15 protein-coding genes, 1 tRNA gene and 1 other annotated feature are annotated in these 20,041 nt (G+C 43.0%); of the genes, 6 read left to right on the top strand and 10 right to left on the bottom strand.

What is annotated here, in order from left to right; translation table 11 throughout:
* Window positions 1-35: 35 nt before the first annotated feature.
* Window positions 36-635, bottom strand: coding sequence for an RNA polymerase sigma factor (locus ACIFQN_RS00080; protein ID WP_429830995.1), 600 nt, complete (start codon window positions 633-635; stop codon window positions 36-38).
* A gap of 1,431 nt (window positions 636-2,066) precedes the next feature.
* Here ACIFQN_RS00080 and ACIFQN_RS00075 point away from each other — a divergent pair.
* The 4 genes from ACIFQN_RS00075 (at window position 2,067) to ACIFQN_RS00060 (ending at window position 7,196) form a co-directional block, all read left to right on the top strand.
* Window positions 2,067-2,879 carry a hypothetical protein gene (locus tag ACIFQN_RS00075; RefSeq protein WP_429830994.1) on the top strand — a complete coding sequence of 271 codons (813 nt, stop codon included), beginning with the start codon at window positions 2,067-2,069 and terminating at the stop codon, window positions 2,877-2,879.
* A complete protein-coding gene (locus ACIFQN_RS00070) occupies window positions 2,876-3,523 on the top strand; it encodes an ABC transporter ATP-binding protein (protein WP_429830993.1) in 648 nt (215 codons plus the stop codon). The genes ACIFQN_RS00075 and ACIFQN_RS00070 overlap by 4 nt, the downstream gene beginning before the upstream one ends.
* Before the next feature lie 2,478 nt (window positions 3,524-6,001).
* Window positions 6,002-6,142, top strand: coding sequence for a hypothetical protein (locus tag ACIFQN_RS00065; RefSeq protein ID WP_429830992.1), 141 nt, complete (start codon window positions 6,002-6,004; stop codon window positions 6,140-6,142).
* 475 nt (window positions 6,143-6,617) lie between these two features.
* Complete coding sequence (locus ACIFQN_RS00060; RefSeq protein WP_429830991.1) at window positions 6,618-7,196, top strand: hypothetical protein; 579 nt, start codon at window positions 6,618-6,620, stop codon at window positions 7,194-7,196.
* Between the two features lie 82 nt (window positions 7,197-7,278).
* Here the strand turns inward: ACIFQN_RS00060 and ACIFQN_RS00055 are convergent, their stop codons facing one another.
* The 8 genes from ACIFQN_RS00055 to ACIFQN_RS00020 form a co-directional block, all read right to left on the bottom strand.
* Entirely contained in the window at window positions 7,279-8,250 is a 972-nt protein-coding gene (locus tag ACIFQN_RS00055; RefSeq protein ID WP_429830990.1) for a tyrosine-type recombinase/integrase, read from the bottom strand.
* Window positions 8,251-8,432: 182 nt separating this feature from the next.
* Window positions 8,433-8,509, bottom strand: a tRNA-Arg gene (locus ACIFQN_RS00050).
* Between the two features lie 96 nt (window positions 8,510-8,605).
* Window positions 8,606-9,895, bottom strand: coding sequence for an isocitrate lyase (gene aceA, locus ACIFQN_RS00045; protein ID WP_429830989.1), 1,290 nt, complete (start codon window positions 9,893-9,895; stop codon window positions 8,606-8,608).
* 36 nt (window positions 9,896-9,931) lie between these two features.
* Complete coding sequence (gene aceB / locus ACIFQN_RS00040) at window positions 9,932-11,542, bottom strand: malate synthase A (protein WP_429830988.1); 1,611 nt, start codon at window positions 11,540-11,542, stop codon at window positions 9,932-9,934.
* A 420-nt stretch (window positions 11,543-11,962) separates the two neighbouring features.
* Entirely contained in the window at window positions 11,963-13,243 is a 1,281-nt protein-coding gene (serS, locus tag ACIFQN_RS00035; RefSeq protein WP_429830987.1) for a serine--tRNA ligase, read from the bottom strand.
* Between the two features lie 51 nt (window positions 13,244-13,294).
* Window positions 13,295-13,516 (bottom strand) — a binding site (T-box leader).
* A 150-nt stretch (window positions 13,517-13,666) separates the two neighbouring features.
* Window positions 13,667-14,242 carry a pyridoxal 5'-phosphate synthase glutaminase subunit PdxT gene (gene pdxT / locus ACIFQN_RS00030; RefSeq protein ID WP_429830986.1) on the bottom strand — a complete coding sequence of 192 codons (576 nt, stop codon included), beginning with the start codon at window positions 14,240-14,242 and terminating at the stop codon, window positions 13,667-13,669.
* A gap of 10 nt (window positions 14,243-14,252) precedes the next feature.
* Complete coding sequence (pdxS, locus tag ACIFQN_RS00025) at window positions 14,253-15,137, bottom strand: pyridoxal 5'-phosphate synthase lyase subunit PdxS (protein ID WP_429830985.1); 885 nt, start codon at window positions 15,135-15,137, stop codon at window positions 14,253-14,255.
* 109 nt (window positions 15,138-15,246) lie between these two features.
* A complete protein-coding gene (locus ACIFQN_RS00020; RefSeq protein WP_429830984.1) occupies window positions 15,247-16,554 on the bottom strand; it encodes a D-alanyl-D-alanine carboxypeptidase family protein in 1,308 nt (435 codons plus the stop codon).
* Between the two features lie 207 nt (window positions 16,555-16,761).
* On the opposite strand from ACIFQN_RS00020, the gene ACIFQN_RS00015 reads away from it, so the two are divergent.
* On the top strand, window positions 16,762-17,214 hold the full coding sequence (locus ACIFQN_RS00015) for a hypothetical protein (RefSeq protein ID WP_429830983.1): 453 nt from the start codon (window positions 16,762-16,764) through the stop codon (window positions 17,212-17,214).
* A 151-nt stretch (window positions 17,215-17,365) separates the two neighbouring features.
* Here the strand turns inward: ACIFQN_RS00015 and guaB are convergent, their stop codons facing one another.
* Window positions 17,366-18,826 (bottom strand): IMP dehydrogenase, encoded by a 1,461-nt coding sequence (gene guaB / locus ACIFQN_RS00010; protein ID WP_429830982.1) that lies wholly within the window; start codon window positions 18,824-18,826, stop codon window positions 17,366-17,368.
* A gap of 167 nt (window positions 18,827-18,993) precedes the next feature.
* On the opposite strand from guaB, the gene ACIFQN_RS00005 reads away from it, so the two are divergent.
* Entirely contained in the window at window positions 18,994-20,010 is a 1,017-nt protein-coding gene (locus ACIFQN_RS00005) for a YaaC family protein (protein ID WP_429830981.1), read from the top strand.
* The last annotated feature ends 31 nt before the right edge of the window (window positions 20,011-20,041 follow it).

Raw genomic sequence — 20,041 nt, 5'->3', positions numbered from 1 at the left:
TATGTTTGATATCTATTTGACGAATCTGCATCTTGCTAAAGAGGCCTTTCAGTTCGTTTGAAGAGGGCAAATTCTTCTTCACTGATATCAGCTCCTTTCCCAGAGGAGTAGTACTTTTTGAACTTTTGGACGGCTCGCTCATACTTTTTGCGGAGACTAGCCTCTTTGTAGGGCAGAATCATCGAGATCTGTTCATATGACTTTTCTTCCACGATCCGTAAGATCAATACGTTCCGTTCTTCTATGGAGAGCTTGGATAAGGCGCACAAGATGGCGTCATTGAATTCCCCCTCTTCCAGCGGAACATGGGGACTTATGCTTGTGTACTGCTCTTCATTAAATAGAAACGGAAGCCACTGCACCAATTTGCGACGCTTGATCAAATTAAGGCAATGATAATAAGCAATCTTGTAAAGCCACGCCGAAAAGGTGCCATTTTGTTGATATTTTGCGATATTTTGATAGGTTTTAATAAAAATGTCCTGAACAGCATCCTCAGCTTCCTGATGATGACCGAGCAAATGATAACAATACCGATAAATTGGGTTTTGGAAATGGTCGATAAGTTGCTCATAACCATCGTAGTCGCCTGCCTGAACGCTTCTTACGATGAATTTGATTACGTTTTCATCCAATTGGCTCGCTCCTTTCACAATATAAGACAATTGGCGGGTTCGGTTTTGTGACAATCTTTACCATAAATTTCTATAGTGATAGCTAAAATAATTACAGATCAGTTCACTTATGAAATCCACATGCTCTAGATAAGTGTTTAATTCTCCGCAGTCTAGTGTCTTGATGTCGAGGGAATCCTTACGTAAAAAGCCGTGGGTTACAGCGTTGCTGTTCCTTATCGGAGCAGTCACAGCTGAGTTCCCCACGGCATACTTCACCATTAATTGAGTTTTATATGACCACCCTTATTGAATCTTTTTTTGATTCATTATTCCTAATACAAGAAGAATAACGATCCCCACAACGGTAATAGGGAGAAACCATATTCCAAAACCATTCCCCCACCCTAATGCAATAGAAACAGACTCAACTAAAATGAGGGCAAAGATCATTAAACAGCTATTTTTTATTTGGTTCACAGGAGCAAAATACTTGACGTTGCTTGCATAGTCACATTGAGTACGGTGGTATATGCGAAAACACATTTCTCCGAACTCTTCTTCGTCGACGACCAGCTGTTCAACGAGTTCACACCCCGAGTTGTGGTCTAGCTGTTTATTCCATGTTGGATGTTTAAATGTAAGTGAAAAAGTTGTTGAAGCCAATTATGAGAATGATTCTTCTTGAAATAAATAAAATAGCTTTTAAAGTTATAATCAAGGGGAACAGTATGTTTATAAAGATGAAAATCTATTGGCTATCCTGATCATTCACAAATAATATTCGCCAAGCGTTTTTAAAATCAATCCATTTCACGGTCCTCTAAAAAAGTATATTTTTTTCTCAAATGTGTTCGACAATAATTGTATTATATTAACGAAAAATGTTACGAATTTGTGAAAACAACAATTAAAACATATTTATCGACATGATTCTACAATATTATATTCCAAAAATACCTATAATTGGTATTGTTGTTAAAATCTAAATTTTAAGAAGGATTGTAATTTATGAAGAAGAAAGTACTTGCATCTTTACTAGGACTATCAATCTTTGCTGTAGCAGGCTCCGCGTTTGCAGCAATATCTGAAAGTAATGTCCACGTACCATCCAATGGTGGAAACTACTGGTCCCCTTCAGCTCCCGCTACTGGTAATACCCAGTACGGGTCTATTGGATCAGTACAACCTACTAGTAAGGTATAAGGCACCATAGTAGACACTGCTACAGATAATAGCCTCTCAAGCGAAACTAGACTTGGTACTTCCAAAACAAGCATCAAAAGTTCAGCAACTATAAATCAGAATATTCAATTGATGCTCGAGACCAGTTTATTCAATGGAGACCCTGTACGTGTAAGCTACACTTTCTGGCCCTAATTAGTTACAGAAGAGGAGAGTTCTCATCATGCTCTCCTCTTTACATACGTTTTCGTTAAGGTGGTGGTTGAAGTGTTAGGTTCTTTAATGAAAGTAGAGCTTAGACGTTTTCTTAACCGTTGGCAACTTTGGGTAGCAATGTTGTTAATGGTCGCCTGTTTTATTCAAGGATACGTTTCATTCCGTCCCTTTGGCTTAGAAATTGATCAATACCATGACAATTATTTTGTTGCATTCAGTAACGCACAAGGCATGGGGGCCGAAGCCATTTTGGCGGGAGTATACCCACTTATTATTTCATTACTGGCAGGAGACTCGCTTGTACGCGACAAACGTTCGGGATTTGATCGCTATATACTTACTCGAGCTTCCTATAGAAAATACATCCTAGCTAAACTCCTTTCCTCTGCTATCGTGGTCACTCTATTTGTATATATTGTCGAGGTTATCATGTTCGTATGTGCTATGGTCGTCTTCCCTTCTACTGAAACTGTACAGGCCATACAGGGAATCACTCCTGTTTATGCAGAAAATATTTTTCTCACCTATCCGTATCTTTTTATCTTGCTAATCACAAGTAATGCTGTCCTATACGGAATTGCACTAGCAATGATGTGTAACTTCTTTGCTACTCTGACAAGAAATATATACGTTGTACTAGTAGCTCCTTGGATATTGCTATTTGTGCTGCAGTTGGTTTTCTACAACATGGAGTTTTCTGATTATGCACCTTTGGACCTATTAGGACTATATCTAAGCGGCGGTCTTATCTATCAGCAATCAACAGTGGAGATACCAGTTATCTTTCTAACGGTTATAGCCTTTTTCTGTTTGGCTACCTATTTAATATTTTCCTTGAAAATAAAGCGAGGTAATGGGAAATGAAGCAGCCAATTGAATTTCATCAAGTCTTTAAAAAGTTGGGGAAAAAAAGCATTTTAGAAGACATTAACCTGTCAGTTCACGCAGGAGAAGTAGTCGGAATCGTTGGCACGAACGGGTCTGGTAAAACCACATTGCTTAGATTAGTAACTGGGTTAGTATATCCCGACCAGGGTGATGTTTTCGTTGGTGGTAATAAAATACACCCTGGTCTACTAGGTGTCCTTCCGACCTCTGTTGGAGCCGTGATTGAATCGCCTTCTTTTCTCCCACAGTATTCAGGTTTGAAAAACCTTACTTTACTCGCAGACATTCGTGGAAAGACAAGCCTTCATACTGTTATTTCCACAATGAAAAAAATGGGACTCGATCCTTCCAACAAAAAAGCGGTCCAAACCTATTCTCTTGGTATGCGCCAACGTCTAGCCATCGCTCAAGCTATTATGGAGAATCCCGACATTTTGCTTTTCGACGAACCAACGAATGGACTTGATGAGCAAGGCGTAAATATTTTTTCGAGCATTATGCAAGAGCAAGTGCAACGAGGCACAGCGATCATTATTGTCTCTCACAATAATGATGAAATTACAAGATACTGCGACAGAGTATTTGGATTGGAAAACTGCACTTTGAAACAAAAAGTCTGAGAAAACTAAGTTTGACCTATTTATTACTATCTAGAGGTGAATCACATGCTAATATTTGAACTGTCTCAACTGATTTACCGCCATTCGTGGCGATGGATCGTAGGGACAGGTGTACTTTGTCTAAATTTACTGTTCTACCTGAACAGTCAAGTATCGGCACATAATTCCATTTGGGAGTTTACTTTCTCGTTTTTGACCAGTCCAACTCAAAGCATGTTGATCCTACCCATACTATTTTTAATAATTACTATTGATGTAATGCGGCTCGATATGTCGAGTAATTATATACAGTATCTAATTGTGCGGGCTTCCTCTCGTACGCACTGGTTCATAGCAAAACTATCTTCTATTTTTGCTATGTCGGTACTATACACGATCATTATAGTAGTTGTACCATTACTCATAGGAATCATTTGGGGATTAGAGACTTCGTATGTGATCGGGGAAAATTCCGTATTTTTTCCAACAACTCCGCCCATTTCATTTATTGGCACTATTCTGCCTACCTTTGTTATTACCTTAACGACATTGGGTACTCTGTTCTCAATACTTAGTCTATATACACACTATCACTCCCTATCTTTAGTCTTAGGAGTACTATTTTGTCTACTATCTTACTTTACCTACGTACGATTTCATGATATTGGCTATGCTTATAAATGGATGTTGACTACACATATGTTTCTACTTCCAAAAATACCAACTAAACTTTTTTCCGCAAACAATTTATTGACCCTATCATTTGCGTGGTCTTATGGGTACTTGTTATGTTTGTATATCACATGCGTAATTTGTGGCTACATACGAATCAGAAAAATGAACATGTAGGTAAGTTGGTGACTAAAATTGAAAGCAAGCCTGAAAATTAATGTCTTCTCACAGCCAATAAAATTAGTATTATCGATCACGTTACTATTTGTGGTGCTCTCCATCTTACATGGCATCTCTGTCCGGTCCAGTTACGTTCAACCAGGCGATTTCTCTGTTTTTTTGCTGAGATCTACCGGGGGATTATTTTATCATAGTAGAATATTAGAAGTAATCAGCTGGACTATAGTTACACTGCCTCTCTTACTTTTCATCTACCGGATGATGGTTCAACTCAATGGATATGATCACTACATAATGTTACGTTTGCGATCTCGCAGTAAATGGTGGATAGAGAAATTTGTGTCAAGTATTCTTGTTTCCACCTTTTACGGTTTATGGTATATTATGATTCATGCGCTGGTCGGCTCTTTCTTGTTTTCTTTTCCCTTTACTTATGAGATCAACTCTGTCGGAGAAATGGCTCGACTTCACGTTCAGTCGATTACATGTAGGATCGATTTCATTTCTCTTCTTGTTTTTATCACCGGATTGATCGCCTTGGGAAGTGTAGCTCTGATTGCTGCGTTGCTATGTAAAAAATCTGGTAGCATGTACCTTTTGTTTACTTTGCTTTTATTTTTCTCGGGGTCTTTGTATGTTAATAAGCTTATACCTCGTGAAATCTCTCCAATGATGTATCCTTCGTTTTTTGATTTATTTCCTAATTATTTCCAATACGATCGTGTATACTATGCATTATCTCTTAATGCTAGCGTTACTTTGTTCTGTTCTTTAGCTGGTTTCATAATTATTAGATCAGCCATGTTTTCACTCCGTACAGAGTAACTCTTCAAAAAAAGATGTAATCTCTCATAAACATAGAGACCCTTCTGCAGAACGGGGCTCCATTGATTGCTCTACGTTTAAGTGCTCTCGCTGAATCACTCCAATCATCAGTAACCCATGCTCTTATCACGCTTAAACGGTGTGCGCCATCGAGTACAAATACTTGTTCTGTTCTATGGTTGTACCATAAAATGACACTTGGAATGATATATCCATTTATAACGCTCTTTAAGAGATCAATAATCTAATCATCATCTCAATAATGAGTAGCTCTCTGAAATTCAGGTCAGCACGAGAGAGTAGTGGCGCTGAACGAATAAGATGATCTAAATTCGCGTTTGGTGATTTTTTATAAGAAGCGATTTTCGCTTTTTCTTATCTTTTTCAAGCACAACACTAACGTTGCATTAATGTAGTCAAAATACACAAAAGACTCGGTCTTGGCTCAATGTGGATATAAAAAAATCCTTTACAATGGAATGGTCAGGTAGTTTCTGTCCATAATCCACCGAAAGGATTAGCGCATGGACAAGAATACCTTATTTTCGTCATTTGGTAAAAGGGTTTCGCCGATTTTTTCGAAAAGGTTTTATCAAGAGGTAGCTTCAAGTGAACAGGACAAGTATGTCAAAAAGCTGACCACTCCAGCTACCTCCTGTTATTTCTCCATGCTCAATTGCAACAACGGGAAGGGTTGCGTGCAATAGCAAACGATGCGTTCGGGACGAGATTTCAACGAGAATTAGGATTTACACCCATCAGTGCTTCGCAACTTTCACGTAAGCATCAACAAATGAACACGTAACTGCTCCAGCATGTCAGATGACAACCGCTCGTTCCCATGATCGAACACAGCTGGATGACCTGGTCGATCAGTCTGGCATCACGTATGTATTTGACCGGGGCTTTGTGGACTATGCGAAGTTTGATGAGTATGGTGAACAACCTAATTTCAAAAGGTAAACTGTTGGTCAATACAACTCCCCTAAAAAACAAAAAAGCCTTGATATATCAAGGCTTCAGGCTGTCGAGAAAGTCTCGACAGCCATTTATATGCTCAATTAATTTAATAAACTACTGCGTTAATGCGTTATAGTAATAGTAATCCGACATAAAATGACGGGATAGTATGCACTCTTCAAATAAAGAAAAACAAACAGACAGGACTTGATAAACTAATCTTTGGTTTAAATGATGACAGTTTATCTATGACAGCAGAAGAAATCTTAACTAGAATTGATAATATGAACAACAATGAACGTACTAAGCTTCTGGAAAAGCTTTATGACAAGTATTTTTTGAATAATGGCTCTGCTAAGAACAAATAAAATCTCAGTTCCATTGAGTTTTTGTTCAAAGTGTAGGGGGTATCATCTTTTTGCAGTAATGTTAAAGAACCACTAGATTTCTATGTGAACAAGTAAAGGAGCTGACACTAGTGATTATTACATGTGATGCCTACTGTAATATGGGATATATCTATGTACAACCGCCAAAGGAAAATTTAAAAAAACTCCTATGTGATAAGGACAATAAAATAAGCCAATATGTTGATGAACAATCATTACATATACCTTTGGAAATAGAATCAGAAAAAAGCAATTTCCTTGAAGGTATGAGTTTGTCCGAAAAAACCTACAAACAGGCTCTCGGAACAGAGGTTGATGCAGAATATTGTAATGACTTGGATAAGGACGGGTATTTAATCGGAATTGAGTTGAATCTAACAAAAGACAGACTCATCAACCTAGTAGTAAATCGAGCCTTTAAGATTTATAAAACAAAGTGGCAAGGGCTTTCCTTTTACATTTCTACATATGATTATGAGAACAAAGTATTTGATTCAAACAATGTGATTTATCCCCTCTCGAAAAAACGGGACGCTTTTATTATCATCGAAATTACAGGGCCGTATAAAGTTGGATTAGTAAAAGCGTTAATTACAGCAAACGACGATGTGTACCCTATTGATTATTTATTAGACCCACAATTTATTTTGAGTGAATATACGCTATAGAACGAAAAAAGGGGCTTCATATTGAAAAAATGAAACGCAGGAATCACGTGAAGTGCTTTCCTGCGTTTCATTTTAGTTGTGGTTAGTACTCTCTTCTTTTCTTTCTCAGAACATTAGACAAGGGACTATACTGATTATGCTGCTGCACCAAATCCTCGTTATTTAGCTGTATATAACGCCTTGTGGTGGTGATATCAGCGTGTCCTAGTATCCGCTGTAATGAAAACAAGTCCATTCCGTTCAAGGCAGAATGCTTCGCGTAAAACCTTCGAAATGCGTGAGGAGATACGGTCTTTCTAAGTCCCGCTCTCTTCGCGTATTTTTTGATATTTGTTCTTATGCCATCAGGTGTTAATCTCTCACCGAAGTTACTTACAAAAAGGGCATTAGTCTCGAAATATTGCCGTGTCTCCGTAATCAATTCTTGGAGAAGGCGAATGACATCCGCTGACAATGGAATTACCCTCGATTTTCGATTTTTATTTTTGTTCGCTGGCAAATGGACACATCGGGTAGTAGGGTCAATATCCTCAATATCTAGGACGCAAACTTCTTGCACCCTCATTCCGCTGTCGATAAACAGCATGAGCATAACATAATCACGATATTGAGCATACTGCCGCTGATTTGGCTGTTGAAGTAGCAATCGGACTTCATCTTCGGTCAACGGGTCTTTCAAGTCTATATCGACTTTCATCAACTTTATGTTCTTTACAGGACTATCCAACATCAGTTTTTCTTTGACCAGTACGTTGAACCAGCATTTAAGAAACCGTATACGGATATTGATGGTGTAAGGCGATAACCCCTTTTGATTACAGAGCTTTTCACTACGGTAGGGTATCCCTTCGTCCACAAAGTATCGGTACTGAACGTAGTATTCGCTCTTTGTACGCGTTTTTACATTCTCTGCTTCTTTAATGCACACAAACAACTCAAACGCCTCTTGAATGGTCGTCTGGCTCTCCCTAAGCGTACTTATTTCCCCTGATGTTACCTTCCCACGTTGCAGGACGATTCTTTTCCCTTTTCTGCTTTCTGTACCTGTTTCCAATGTCTTTTCCTCCTGACATCGACTACAGGAGATAACACAGTCATTCATAAGCTAGGCAATTAGACCAACAGTTTCATGCTGATTGAAACCACAGTCTACCTAATGTCAAAAGGTAAACTGTTGGTCATCAAAGCGCCCATAAAAAAAGAAAAAACCTTGATATATCAAGGCTTTTTCGCTTATGGCGTCCCCGAGAGGATTCGAACCTCCGACCTACAGTTTAGGAAACCGTTGCTCTATCCTGCTGAGCTACGGGGACATTGATTCACTCCTTCTATTATAAAAAGAATCGCGTCATTTGGCAAATGAGGACTAGGGTACACAAGCCCCTAGTCCTCGTTGTCAGCGGATATGTTTAGTTATGCGCGAACTGTTCTTCTTCTGTCGATCCACTCAGCGCAGTCGTGGAGGATTTTCCTCCTGAAATCGCCTGTGCGACCTCGTCAAAATAGCCGGTACCTACTTCACGCTGGTGGCGTGTCGCTGTATAACCATGAACCTCGCTGCCAAACTCTGCTTGCTGCAATTCAGAGTAAGCAGCCATGCCGCGATCGCGATAGCCGCGTGCCAACTCAAACATGCTGTGATTCAGGGAATGGAAGCCTGCCAGTGTGACAAATTGGAATTTGTAGCCCATCTCGCCCAGCTCTTCCTGGAAGCGAGCGATCGATTCTTCATCCAGCTTTTTCTTCCAGTTGAAAGATGGCGAGCAGTTGTAGGCCAACAGCTTTCCAGGGAATTTCGCATGGATCGCCTCTGCGAAGCGACGTGCTTCCTCCATGTTTGGCTCTGAAGTTTCGCACCAGATCAGATCTGCATATGGAGCGTACGCCAGACCGCGAGCGATTGCCGCATCCAGTCCACCACGCAGACGGAAGAATCCTTCTGGAGTCCGTTCACCAGTGAGGAACGGTTGATCCTGTTCGTCGATGTCGCTCGTGATGAGGAAAGCGCCATTGGCATCAGTACGCGCCACGATAATGGTCGGAACCCCCATGACATCCGCTGCAAACCTTGCTGAAACCAGGTTACGAACGGCTGCCTGCGTAGGAATCAACACTTTTCCACCCATATGACCGCATTTTTTCTCGGAAGCCAACTGATCTTCAAAGTGAACACCTGCTGCGCCTGCTTCGATCATGCCCTTCATTAGCTCAAATACATTGAGCGGTCCACCAAAACCCGCTTCAGCATCAGCCACGATTGGCGCGAACCAGTGCGTATCGGTACCCCCTTCGGATTGGTCGATTTGGTCAGCACGCTGGAATGCTTGATTGATGCGTTTTACTACTTGTGGAACACTGTTTGCGGGATAGAGACTTTGGTCAGGATACATTTGGCCAGAGAGGTTGGCATCTGCCGCTACCTGCCAACCGCTTAAGTAAATCGCTTTTAACCCTGCCTTTACCTGTTGAATCGCCTGATTCCCGGTCAAAGCACCCAGCGCCTTGATATGATGCTCAGTATGGAGTAGGTTCCACAAACGTTCTGCACCGAGGCGAGCCAATGTATGTTCAATCTGAACGGATCCACGCAGGCGGACAACATCCTCTGCGGTATAAGTACGGGTAATTCCTTTAAAGCGCTCGCCTTGCCAGATTTGTTCCACTTGTTGAATCGCTTCTTGCTTGTTTTGTTTGGTCATTTTCGTTTCCCCCACTCTTTTTGTTTTTTATGTTCTTTATGAAAGATAGCGATAGCCTGGAACAGTTAAGAAATCTTCGAATTCATCTTCTGTCACCAGCTGCAGGAACAGCTCACCTGCCGCTGGGAGCTTGCTGGTCTCATAACGCTCCTGACCCATCGCTTGTTTCAATGCCTGCAATTCCTCACTTAGCCATTGCTTCACCAACGCCTCGGTAATTTTGCGTCCATCCTGCAGCACGCCCTGACGATGGCGAATCCATTGCCACACCTGTGCACGAGAGATTTCTGCGGTAGCCGCGTCCTCCATCAAGTTGTGGATGGGAACAGCACCCATACCACGCATCCAAGCCTCGATATATTGCAAGCCGACACTGATGTTGGTGCGTACCCCCTGTTCGGTTATCACACCTTCTGGCACGGCTAGCAGATCACTTGCCTCTACTTGTACATCTTCACGCTTGTACCAGATTTGGTTTGGTTCGCGCATTAAGCGATTGAATACTTCCATTGCCACTGACACCAGTCCAGGGTGAGCCACCCATGTTCCGTCATGTCCATCGTAAGCTTCCCGCTCTTTGTCTGCGCGCACTTTGGCGATAGCTTCCTCATTTTTCACCGGATCATTTTTAACCGGAATCTGTGCAGCCATTCCACCGATGCACGGTGCTTGTCGCCTATGACATGTCTTTACTGCTAGCGTGGTATATGCCTTCATGAATGGAACGGTCATCGTCACCTGCGCTCGGTCAGGCGTAATGACATCAGGTTGGTTCCGAAGCTTTTTAATGTAGCTGAAAATGTAATCCCAGCGTCCGCAATTGAGTCCGGCACTGTGCTCACGGAGTTCATACAAAATCTCATCCATTTCGAAAGCAGCCAGAATCGTTTCGATTAGTACAGTGGCACGGATCGTACCATGTGGAATATTTAATTCATCCTGTGCGTAAAGGAAGATGTCATTCCAAAGTCGTGCTTCCAGATGACTTTCCAGCTTCGGCAGGTAGAAGTAAGGAGCAGTCTGGTTAGCGAGTAATGCCTGCACATTGTGGTAAAAATAAAGCCCAAAGTCTACCAGGCTGCCGGATATTGGCTTTTGGTCGAGAAGAATGTGTTTCTCGTCTAGGTGCCAGCCGCGTGGTCGGACGATAAGCACCGCCGTCTTTTCATTAAGCGTGTACTTTTTGCCTTCCGGGCTGGTGTATGAAATGTTCCGACGAACGGCATCCTTCATATTAATCTGACCAGAAATGGTGTTGTCCCAGGTAGGCGAATTGGCATCCTCAAAGTCTGCCATGAAAAGGCGCGCTCCAGAGTTCAGAGCATTGATCACCATTTTCCGATCTCCAGAAGGTCCGGTAATTTCTACTCGCCGGTCTAAGAGATCTTTAGGCAATGGGGCGACTGTCCAATCCCCATTTCGAATCTCGGCTGTTTCGGGCAAAAAGTCAGGTAGCTGCCCAGCATCAATTTTCAGCTGTCTCTCTTGGCGCATAGCGAGCAATTCCTGTCTACGATCGCCAAATCTTTGCTCCAGCTTGATCACGAATTGAATGGCCTCCGGTGTTAGAATTTCACTGTATCCGGAGCGCATCTCGCTGGCAATGTGGATCTCCAGCGGATATGGATTAGTTGGAATGGTAGTCAAAACAGCTCCTCCTCCCTGAGCAAACATTTTTTATTATGGTACAGATGTTGTTTTCGATAGTTATTATAGTACAGCAGGTGCAAAAAAAATGGTCTTACTCCTGATACCCGCTGCCACTGCAATGGCTGCAACTAACATGTCCATCTCCCAAGCAATTATGGCAAGCCGCTCCGTTGTCATCATGACCAACGCCTCCACATCTTGGGCAATTCTGTTCGCCGTTTCCTTCACACCGGTAGCAGTCCATTTCCCATTCCCTCCATCTCTGTATTAAAACAATTTTCATAAGATTTGTTTTTATTATATAACAGAGAATGGTACAGTGCAACACAATTTTTAAAAAAATCATACTGTATTAGAACACAAAAAAAACAGCCCTTGTCCCAAGGGATCAAGAGCTGTCTATTCCTTATCTTATTGTTATTTCGGTGCGATTTTTTCTACCCCGCCCATGTAAGGACGCAGCACTTCTGGAATAACGATCATTCCATCAGCCTCTTGGTAGTTTTCCAAAATCGCTGCTACGGTACGGCCAATCGCAAGACCCGAACCATTCAATGTATGCACAAATTCCGGCTTCGATTTCGTATCACGACGGAAGCGGATATTCGCACGACGCGCCTGAAAATCTCCGAAGTTCGAGCACGACGAAATTTCCCGATACGTATTATTGCTTGGAATCCATACTTCCAAGTCAAATTTCTTCGCTGCAGTAAAGCCGAGGTCACCCGTGCACATGCTCAGGACACGGTATGGCAGCCCGAGGAGTTGAAGCACTTTCTCCGCGTTTTTCACCAGCTTATCCAGTTCATCATAAGAATCTTCCGGCTTGACGAATTTCACCAGCTCCACTTTGTTAAATTGGTGTTGGCGAATCAATCCGCGTGTATCGCGGCCGGCAGATCCCGCTTCCGAACGGAAACAAGCGCTATATGCAGCATAGTAGAGTGGTAAATCTGCTCCATCCATAATTTCATCACGGTGCATGTTAGTGACAGGCACTTCTGCAGTTGGAATCAGGAAGTAATCAGGTCCTTCCAGTTTAAATGCATCCTCTTCGAACTTTGGCAATTGGCCGGTTCCGGTCATGCTCGTACGGTTAACGATATATGGCGGAATAATCTCCTCATAGCCGTGCTGGTTCGCATGCAAATCGAGCATGAAGTTCATTAGTGCACGCTCGAGACGCGCCCCCATGCCTTTATAGAAAACAAAGCGGCTTCCTGTTACCTTGGAAGCTGTTTCAAAATCAAGAATTCCTGCTTGGCTGGCCAAATCCCAGTGAGGTTTTGTCTCGAAACCAAATTCACGTGGCTCACCCCATGTCCAAGCAACGACGTTGTCGTCTTCAGAAGTGCCGATCGGCGTGCTTTCATGCGGCAGGTTCGGCAGGCTGAGCAAAATCAATTCTTGCTGCTCATCCAATTGACGCAGCTCTTCATCGAATGCCCTGATTCGCTCATTTACTTCTTTCATTTCTGCGATTAAATGGTCGGCATTCTCTTTGTTGCGCTTCATCACTGCTACCTGTTCAGATACAGTGTTGCGTTTATTTTTCAATGCTTCTGCTTCTTGGATCACTTGGCGTCGTCTTTCATCTACTTCTGCGAATTGATCCAGAGCAGAAATATCTTCATTCCGATGCGCTAAACGACGTCTTACTTCCTCCAGATCCTGGCGTAACACTTTTACATCCAACATATGCGAATCCCTCCGAATCCATAATAAATAACAAAAAACACCCGTCCCCTGGTAAGGGACGAGTGTTGTATACCCGCGTTGCCACCCTCGTTGATACATGCACATCTATCTAGTGCATCTATCCACTCTTCCGTCATAACGGGACGGGACCGGACAAAGTTATTCCTTTGTCACTCCGAGATGGATTCCTCCGCACACCGGATCGGTTTGCACCTACCACCGACTCTCTAGGCCAGGCTCTTGCGAAGTACTTATTCTCATCAGCGCATTGTCTCATACATGATTATTACAATCTATCTTCTATTGTTAACTGTACTACAGGTTCTATACTCGTGTAAAGGGCACCTACCCATAATGTCCTTAAATGAAAAGATCGGCACCCTGTCGATGCCGATCTCTTCATAAAAGCTTATTTCGTATTTGTTAACTCCGGTATTCTTTCACCATCTCGAGGAAGTACTTGTGAAGTCTCGCATCTTCCGTCAATTCAGGGTGAAAGGCTGCCGCGAGATAATGACCGTTTCTTGTTACCACGATCTTGTCTTCATACTTTGCCAGAACCTGACCATTTTCTCCTACTTCCATAATATATGGTGCACGGATGAAAACGGCTGGGTAATCAGCTGCGACTCCCGCAACCGGCATTGTGACTTCAAAGCTTTCCTTTTGGCGCCCAAAGGCATTACGCTCCACTTTGATATCCATCAGTCCAAGGTGAAAATCGTCCTGTCCATTGATCCGGTTCGCCAGGAGAATCGCTCCTGCACATGTTCCAAAGATCGGTTTTTTCGCTTCGCCAAATTGACGAATGGCTTCCATGAACCCGTACTTGTACATCAGTTTACTAATCGTTGTGCTTTCGCCGCCCGGGATTACCAAACCGTCGAGGTCACCTAGTTCTTCCACTTTTTTAACCGGAACTGCTACCGCTCCTGCTTCTTCCAACATCCGCAGGTGTTCTGCTACAGCTCCTTGCAAGGCAAGTACACCGATTTTCATGCTGTTCACCTTACCAGCCGCGCTCTTGCATGCGATCTGCTTCGCGGATTTTGGAGATTTCGATACCTGGCATGGCAGTACCCAAGCCTTTGGACACGCGTGCGATCAGTTCGTAATCGGTATAGTGAGTGGTAGCTTCGATGATTGCGCGAGCAAATTTCTCTGGGTTTTCTGATTTGAAGATACCAGAGCCTACAAACACGCCATCAGAACCGAGTTGCATCATCAGGGCAGCATCCGCAGGTGTTGCTACACCGCCAGCCGCAAAGTTTACTACTGGCAGCTTGCCTGTCTTATGCACTTCTTCGAGAAGCTCATAGGGAGCACCCAGATTTTTTGCTTCTGCCATCAATTCATCGTAGGACATCGCTTGTACTTTACGGATTTGGCTCATCATGGTGCGCATATGACGAACGGCTTCAACGATGTTGCCAGTACCCGGCTCTCCTTTTGTGCGGATCATGGATGCACCTTCCCCGATACGGCGAAGTGCTTCACCCAGATCACGGGCGCCACATACAAACGGTACAGTAAACTCTTTTTTATTAATATGGTACAAATCGTCTGCTGGTGTCAGTACTTCACTCTCATCGAGGTAGTCCACACCCAGAGACTCCAGAACACGCGCTTCTACAAAATGACCAATACGTGCTTTTGCCATAACAGGGATGGAAACTGCTTTCAAAACGTCTTCCACAATACTGAGATCAGCCATACGAGCTACTCCGCCTGCTGCACGAATGTCAGAAGGTACACGTTCAAGTGCCATGACAGCTACAGCACCTGCTGCTTCGGCAATTTTCGCTTGCTCTGCATTCACGACGTCCATAATGACGCCGCCTTTTTGCATTTCAGCCATACCTTTTTTTACGCGAGACGTTCCTACTTGTACCATGTGATTTCCCCCTACTTCATTTGAAGTCAGAACCGGAAGTGTTATGTGGTGTTATGGTTCCTTGTTACCGACATTGTAAACCAAAGAAGAGGGAGAAAACAATAGTTATTTATTTTCCTGTTCCACTACTAAACAGATTGCCAAAAAATTGGATGATGCTGCGGAAGAACAGACGAATCCAGCTTGCCTCTTCCACTTCTTGACCAGCTACTACATCAATCCCTGCTTTCGCCTCATCTTCTGACTGCAAGTAATCAGTATTAGAAGCTCCTTCTTCTTTCAAAACGAGCTTTCCGATTACTTGTCCCGCTTTGATCGGAGCGTTCAGATCTTGGAATGTAACAGTCGGAGTAAACTTCGGTTCGGTACCGATTTTGGTCAGAACTTTCACTTCACTGCCTGTAACAGCAGGTACGTTTAGTTCCACCCCATTTTTTACAGGTGCGGTTTCAAAGCCTTTGACTGGTGCATTTTTGTCCATTTGTTTCGTTAGTTTGAAATTGCTAAAACCGTAGTCCAACAGTTTTTTGGTTTCTACAAAGCGCTTTGTTTTACTATCTGCCCCCATGACAACTGAAATCAGACGCATGTTGTCACGAACAGCTGTCCCTGTGAAGCAATATCCTGCTGCATCCGTATAACCAGTCTTCACCCCGTCTACTCCTGGATAGTAATTGGGGAGGTCAGGCAGCATCCAGTTGTTATTCGCCATTTTCAGCTCATTTTTAGAACCAGGACGGAAAGTAAAACGTGGAATCTTCGATACTTCCAACGCTTCCGGGAAATCACGAATCAGGTTTCTGGCGAGGATGGCCGAATCACGAGCGGACATCAGGTTTTCCACTTGATCGGTCTTAACAGAGTATGGTCCCAGCTCATTTGCTGGCAAACCGCTGGATGTGACAAAAGAGGTGTTTTTCATTCCAAATTCGGCGGCCTTCTTGTTCATCATCTGCACAAAGTTAGCTTCGCTGCCGGCAATCTTTTCGGCAAGCAGTACAGTTGCATCATTTGCAGAAACGATAGCCATCGCATTGTACAGCTCTCTGACCGTGAATGATTCGCCTGCATTCAGATATACACCTGACGTATCAGAGATTTTTGCTACATAGAAAGCATATTCGCTAACTGCAACTTTTTCATCCCAACTTATTTTCTTTTGCTTTAATGCTTCCTGCACCAAGTATTCCGCCATCATTTTACTCATGCTGGCAGGTGGCAATGGAGCATCGGGGTTCACGCTATACAATATTTTGCCAGTTGATGCCTCTAAAAGAATGGCAGATTTTGCTGCCAGTTGCAGATCAGCTGCAGGTGCTGCATCTGCTTTTGCTGCCATGCTGCCCATTGCTGCAACAAATACAGCGATAGAGAGGAACAGACCTGTCAGTCGCTTTTTCCATGTGGTTTGTTTCATAGTTTCTTCTCACTCTCCAGTTCTATCATAAGTTCATAGGGTAATTGAGCACCAAGTGTAAGTTTAACATACCATTATGATTCCATTGAAGCCCAATTAGACTCATTAGAAGGTAATTGATTCAATATATAACATATAATTGTAATCTACTTTATTTATGGTATAATTGGGAATATATTCAAACTAATTTTTTGGGAGGTTTATTGAATGAAAAAAGTTTTGTATACCTTCGCTTCACTCGGTCTTGCCTTGGCTGTTATGAATCCGGTTCCTGCTCATGCGAAAGCTGAAAGAAATGCTAAGAATCATGTAGTTGAACAGCAAGTTGAAAAAGGCGTTAATATCATGAGCATTGAACTTGACTGGACATCTTTCAGTGTAACGCAGGGTGGAACGTATATTGGTCGTGACACATTCCATCTCTATGGTAAGGCTAACGCTGGATTAACTGCTTCAAATAGCAATTGTGATGTTACAGTTTACATTGAAGAAGTAAACGAAAATGGAAAAGTAGTAAATACAATTAAACTAGGAAAATTAGCTGCTCCAAAAGGCAACACTGATTATACAGACCCAGTATCTGTGGGGCCAGGAAACTATCGACTTAAGATATATGGAAATATCGCTTCTAGCGGACAAATTGCTATCTATAGAAATTAAACTGCCGTTCGTCTAACCACGCTTCCCCTGAATACACCTGTTTTAAAACATTTGAGCTTAACAACATCTACGTAAATGTTTGTCCTTACAAATTATGGTCCCTTAAACTAAACCCCCCTCTCTGGAAAGAAAGGGGGGTGGTTCTTTCGAACTAGGAAATAGAGTAGTTTGGAGATTCTTTCGTAATTTGGACATCATGTGGATGGCTTTCACGTAAACCGGCTCCGGTGATGCGGACGAACTGGGAGTTGTTAATCAAATCCTCAATCGTTTTGGCTCCGCAGTATCCCATACCTGCACGCAATCCCCCGATCAACTGATACGTAACATCTGCCAATGGTCCTTTGTAAGGTACCCGTCCTTCAATTCCTTCTGGAACCAGCTTTTGTTCATTTTCCTGGAAATAACGATCCTTACTTCCTGCCTTCATCGCACCAATGGAGCCCATACCACGGTACACTTTAAAGCGTCGACCTTGGAATATTTCAAACTCTCCCGGACTTTCCTCCGTTCCAGCGAACAGGCTGCCAATCATAATGGCGGATGCACCCGCACCTACAGCTTTTGGCAAATCACCCGAGTATTTAATGCCCCCATCGGCAATAATTGGAATATTGTACTCTCGCGCTACACGGGCGCAATCGTGAATCGCAGTAATTTGCGGAACGCCAATACCGGCTACAACACGAGTCGTGCAAATCGATCCTGGACCAATTCCAACTTTTACTACGGATGCACCAGCTTCGATGAGATCACGAGTAGCTTGTCCAGTCGCCACGTTTCCAGCCACGATCGTTAGTAGCGGATATAGCTTTCTTATTTCCTTTACGGTTTCAATAACCCCTTTGGAGTGTCCGTGAGCCGTATCTACAACCAGCAAGTCAACACCTGCCTGTACCAGTGCTGCTGCACGTTCAAACGTATCTGCTGACACACCTACGGCTGCTCCGCACAATAGACGTCCTTGTGGGTCTTTAGCCGCATTTGGATATTGAATCGCTTTCTCAATATCTTTAATCGTAATCAGTCCTCGCAGAATGTTTTGCTCGTCCACCAAAGGAAGTTTTTCGATCTTATGCTTCTGTAGAATGGCTTCCGCCTGATGCAAGGTAGTGCCGACAGAAGCAGTCACTAAATTTTCCTTGGTCATCACATCTTTAATCGGAGTAGTAAAGTCGTGTACAAAACGGAGATCACGGTTTGTAAGGATTCCGATCAAATGTTTTCCTTCGTCTACAATCGGAACACCGGAGATACGGTATTTACTCATGAGAGCATCGGCATCTTCTACCGTATGATCCTGTGTCAGTGAAAATGGATTGGTAATAACGCCGCTTTCTGAACGCTTCACACGATCCACTTCACTAGCTTGTTGTTCAATCGTCATATTTTTATGGATAATCCCGATACCACCCTGACGAGCCATCGCGATTGCAAGAGCAGATTCCGTTACCGTATCCATCCCGGCACTAATTAGGGGAATGTTGAGGATAACGGTCTCGCTCAATTTCGTTCTAAGATCAACATCCCTCGGCAAAACTTCAGATTTTGCTGGAATGAGCAATACGTCATCAAACGTCAAACCCTCTTTTACGAATTTGTCTTCCCGCACAGTAGCAATCTCCTCTCGGCAAATAGTTTAAGACAGTTTAACAAACGGCATAATTTACTGTCAAGGAATGTGTACAATGTTCGGTTATGGATTGGATTATACAGATAAATCAAAAAAATGACAGTGAATAATAGTTGGAAAACGAAAATTACAGAAAGGTGGTTTCTATGGATAAGGCTTGGAAGGCACTCCGTTTTTTAGAAACAGAGCCCACTGCTCGTAAATATTTAGCAGCCTGCTATCAAAGCATGGGATTTGAGCATTTCGATCGTTTGGCGTTTCAACAAAGCACTCGTTTTCTTTATTTATGGAAGCAAGCGAGACAATTTTATACAACGGCAATGGCTGCCGACCTCTCGATCCAACCTTTACTGCTGTTTTATGGCTGTACTCATCTGTTAAAAGGCATGCTCTTAACTCGTGATCCTGCCTATCCCCAAAACAGCCGAGTACTTCAACATGGGGTGACGACTAGGAAATTAAAGCGTAGTGCTTATTTATTAACGGAAGATGAGATTCGCCCGCAAAAGGAAGGCTTCTTCGCACATCTCGCTCACGTATTCTCTCTTACCCCACTGCAAGATCGCTATTTGGCTCATGACTTATTTGCATCTATACCTGGAGTTAGTGATGCCTATGCGGTGACGACTAATAAAGAACAATTTTGGGTTGGCATAGAGATGACGAAGGTTGCTCCTTCAAAGGAGTTGGGCACTGCTCCTGGAATATGGATAACCGTTTCTTTTCCAGAAGGGAAACAAGGTCCCTTAGCCTATTCGACAGAAACCTTCATGCAATATATCCGTCGGTTAACTCCTTCCACCTGTAAATTGGAACAGGTGCGTTGGCGAGAAGGAACTATTAAGGAATTGTTACTTTCCCAGTTTGCCCTTTCACAGTTGGAACAACACCCTTTATTTCGGGTTCAAGGAAACACCCTCTTTTTTTGGAACGGCCCATCGACATCGCTCCCCCTTCCCGAATGGGCTAGCCATTATCTGCTCTTGTATTTGCTTAGCATGCTTTGTCGCTATGAAACAGAATGGTGGGGGGAATTGACACTCTCTCACGGTTTTGCTGAACGATTCCTAGTTGAGCTGTTTCTTGAACATCATGCCACTACATTTCCCACGGTTATTATGAAACAGATCCAGCAAAATAACCCTCTCGTTTTACCTTATTAAAAGAACATACAACAAAAAACCTTCCAGCCTT

Source organism: Brevibacillus sp. NRS-1366 (genome assembly GCF_050467985.1).
The sequence above is the reverse complement of the archived record's forward strand: the minus strand, read 5'-3'. Positions and strand labels throughout refer to the sequence as shown.

What these genes read in the sequence shown, in the direction of transcription:
- ACIFQN_RS00070 (WP_429830993.1), top strand. Translation starts at nt 2,876, where the DNA reads ATGAAGCAGCCAATTGAATTTCATCAAGTCTTTAAAAAGTTGGGGAAA.
- ACIFQN_RS00065 (WP_429830992.1), top strand. Translation starts at nt 6,002, where the DNA reads ATGACAACCGCTCGTTCCCATGATCGAACACAGCTGGATGACCTGGTC.
- aceA (WP_429830989.1), bottom strand. Translation starts at nt 9,895, where the DNA reads ATGACCAAACAAAACAAGCAAGAAGCGATTCAACAAGTGGAACAAATC.
- serS (WP_429830987.1), bottom strand. Translation starts at nt 13,243, where the DNA reads ATGTTGGATGTAAAAGTGTTACGCCAGGATCTGGAGGAAGTAAGACGT.
- pdxT (WP_429830986.1), bottom strand. Translation starts at nt 14,242, where the DNA reads ATGAAAATCGGTGTACTTGCCTTGCAAGGAGCTGTAGCAGAACACCTG.
- pdxS (WP_429830985.1), bottom strand. Translation starts at nt 15,137, where the DNA reads ATGGTACAAGTAGGAACGTCTCGCGTAAAAAAAGGTATGGCTGAAATG.
- ACIFQN_RS00020 (WP_429830984.1), bottom strand. Translation starts at nt 16,554, where the DNA reads ATGAAACAAACCACATGGAAAAAGCGACTGACAGGTCTGTTCCTCTCT.
- ACIFQN_RS00015 (WP_429830983.1), top strand. Translation starts at nt 16,762, where the DNA reads ATGAAAAAAGTTTTGTATACCTTCGCTTCACTCGGTCTTGCCTTGGCT.
- ACIFQN_RS00005 (WP_429830981.1), top strand. Translation starts at nt 18,994, where the DNA reads ATGGATAAGGCTTGGAAGGCACTCCGTTTTTTAGAAACAGAGCCCACT.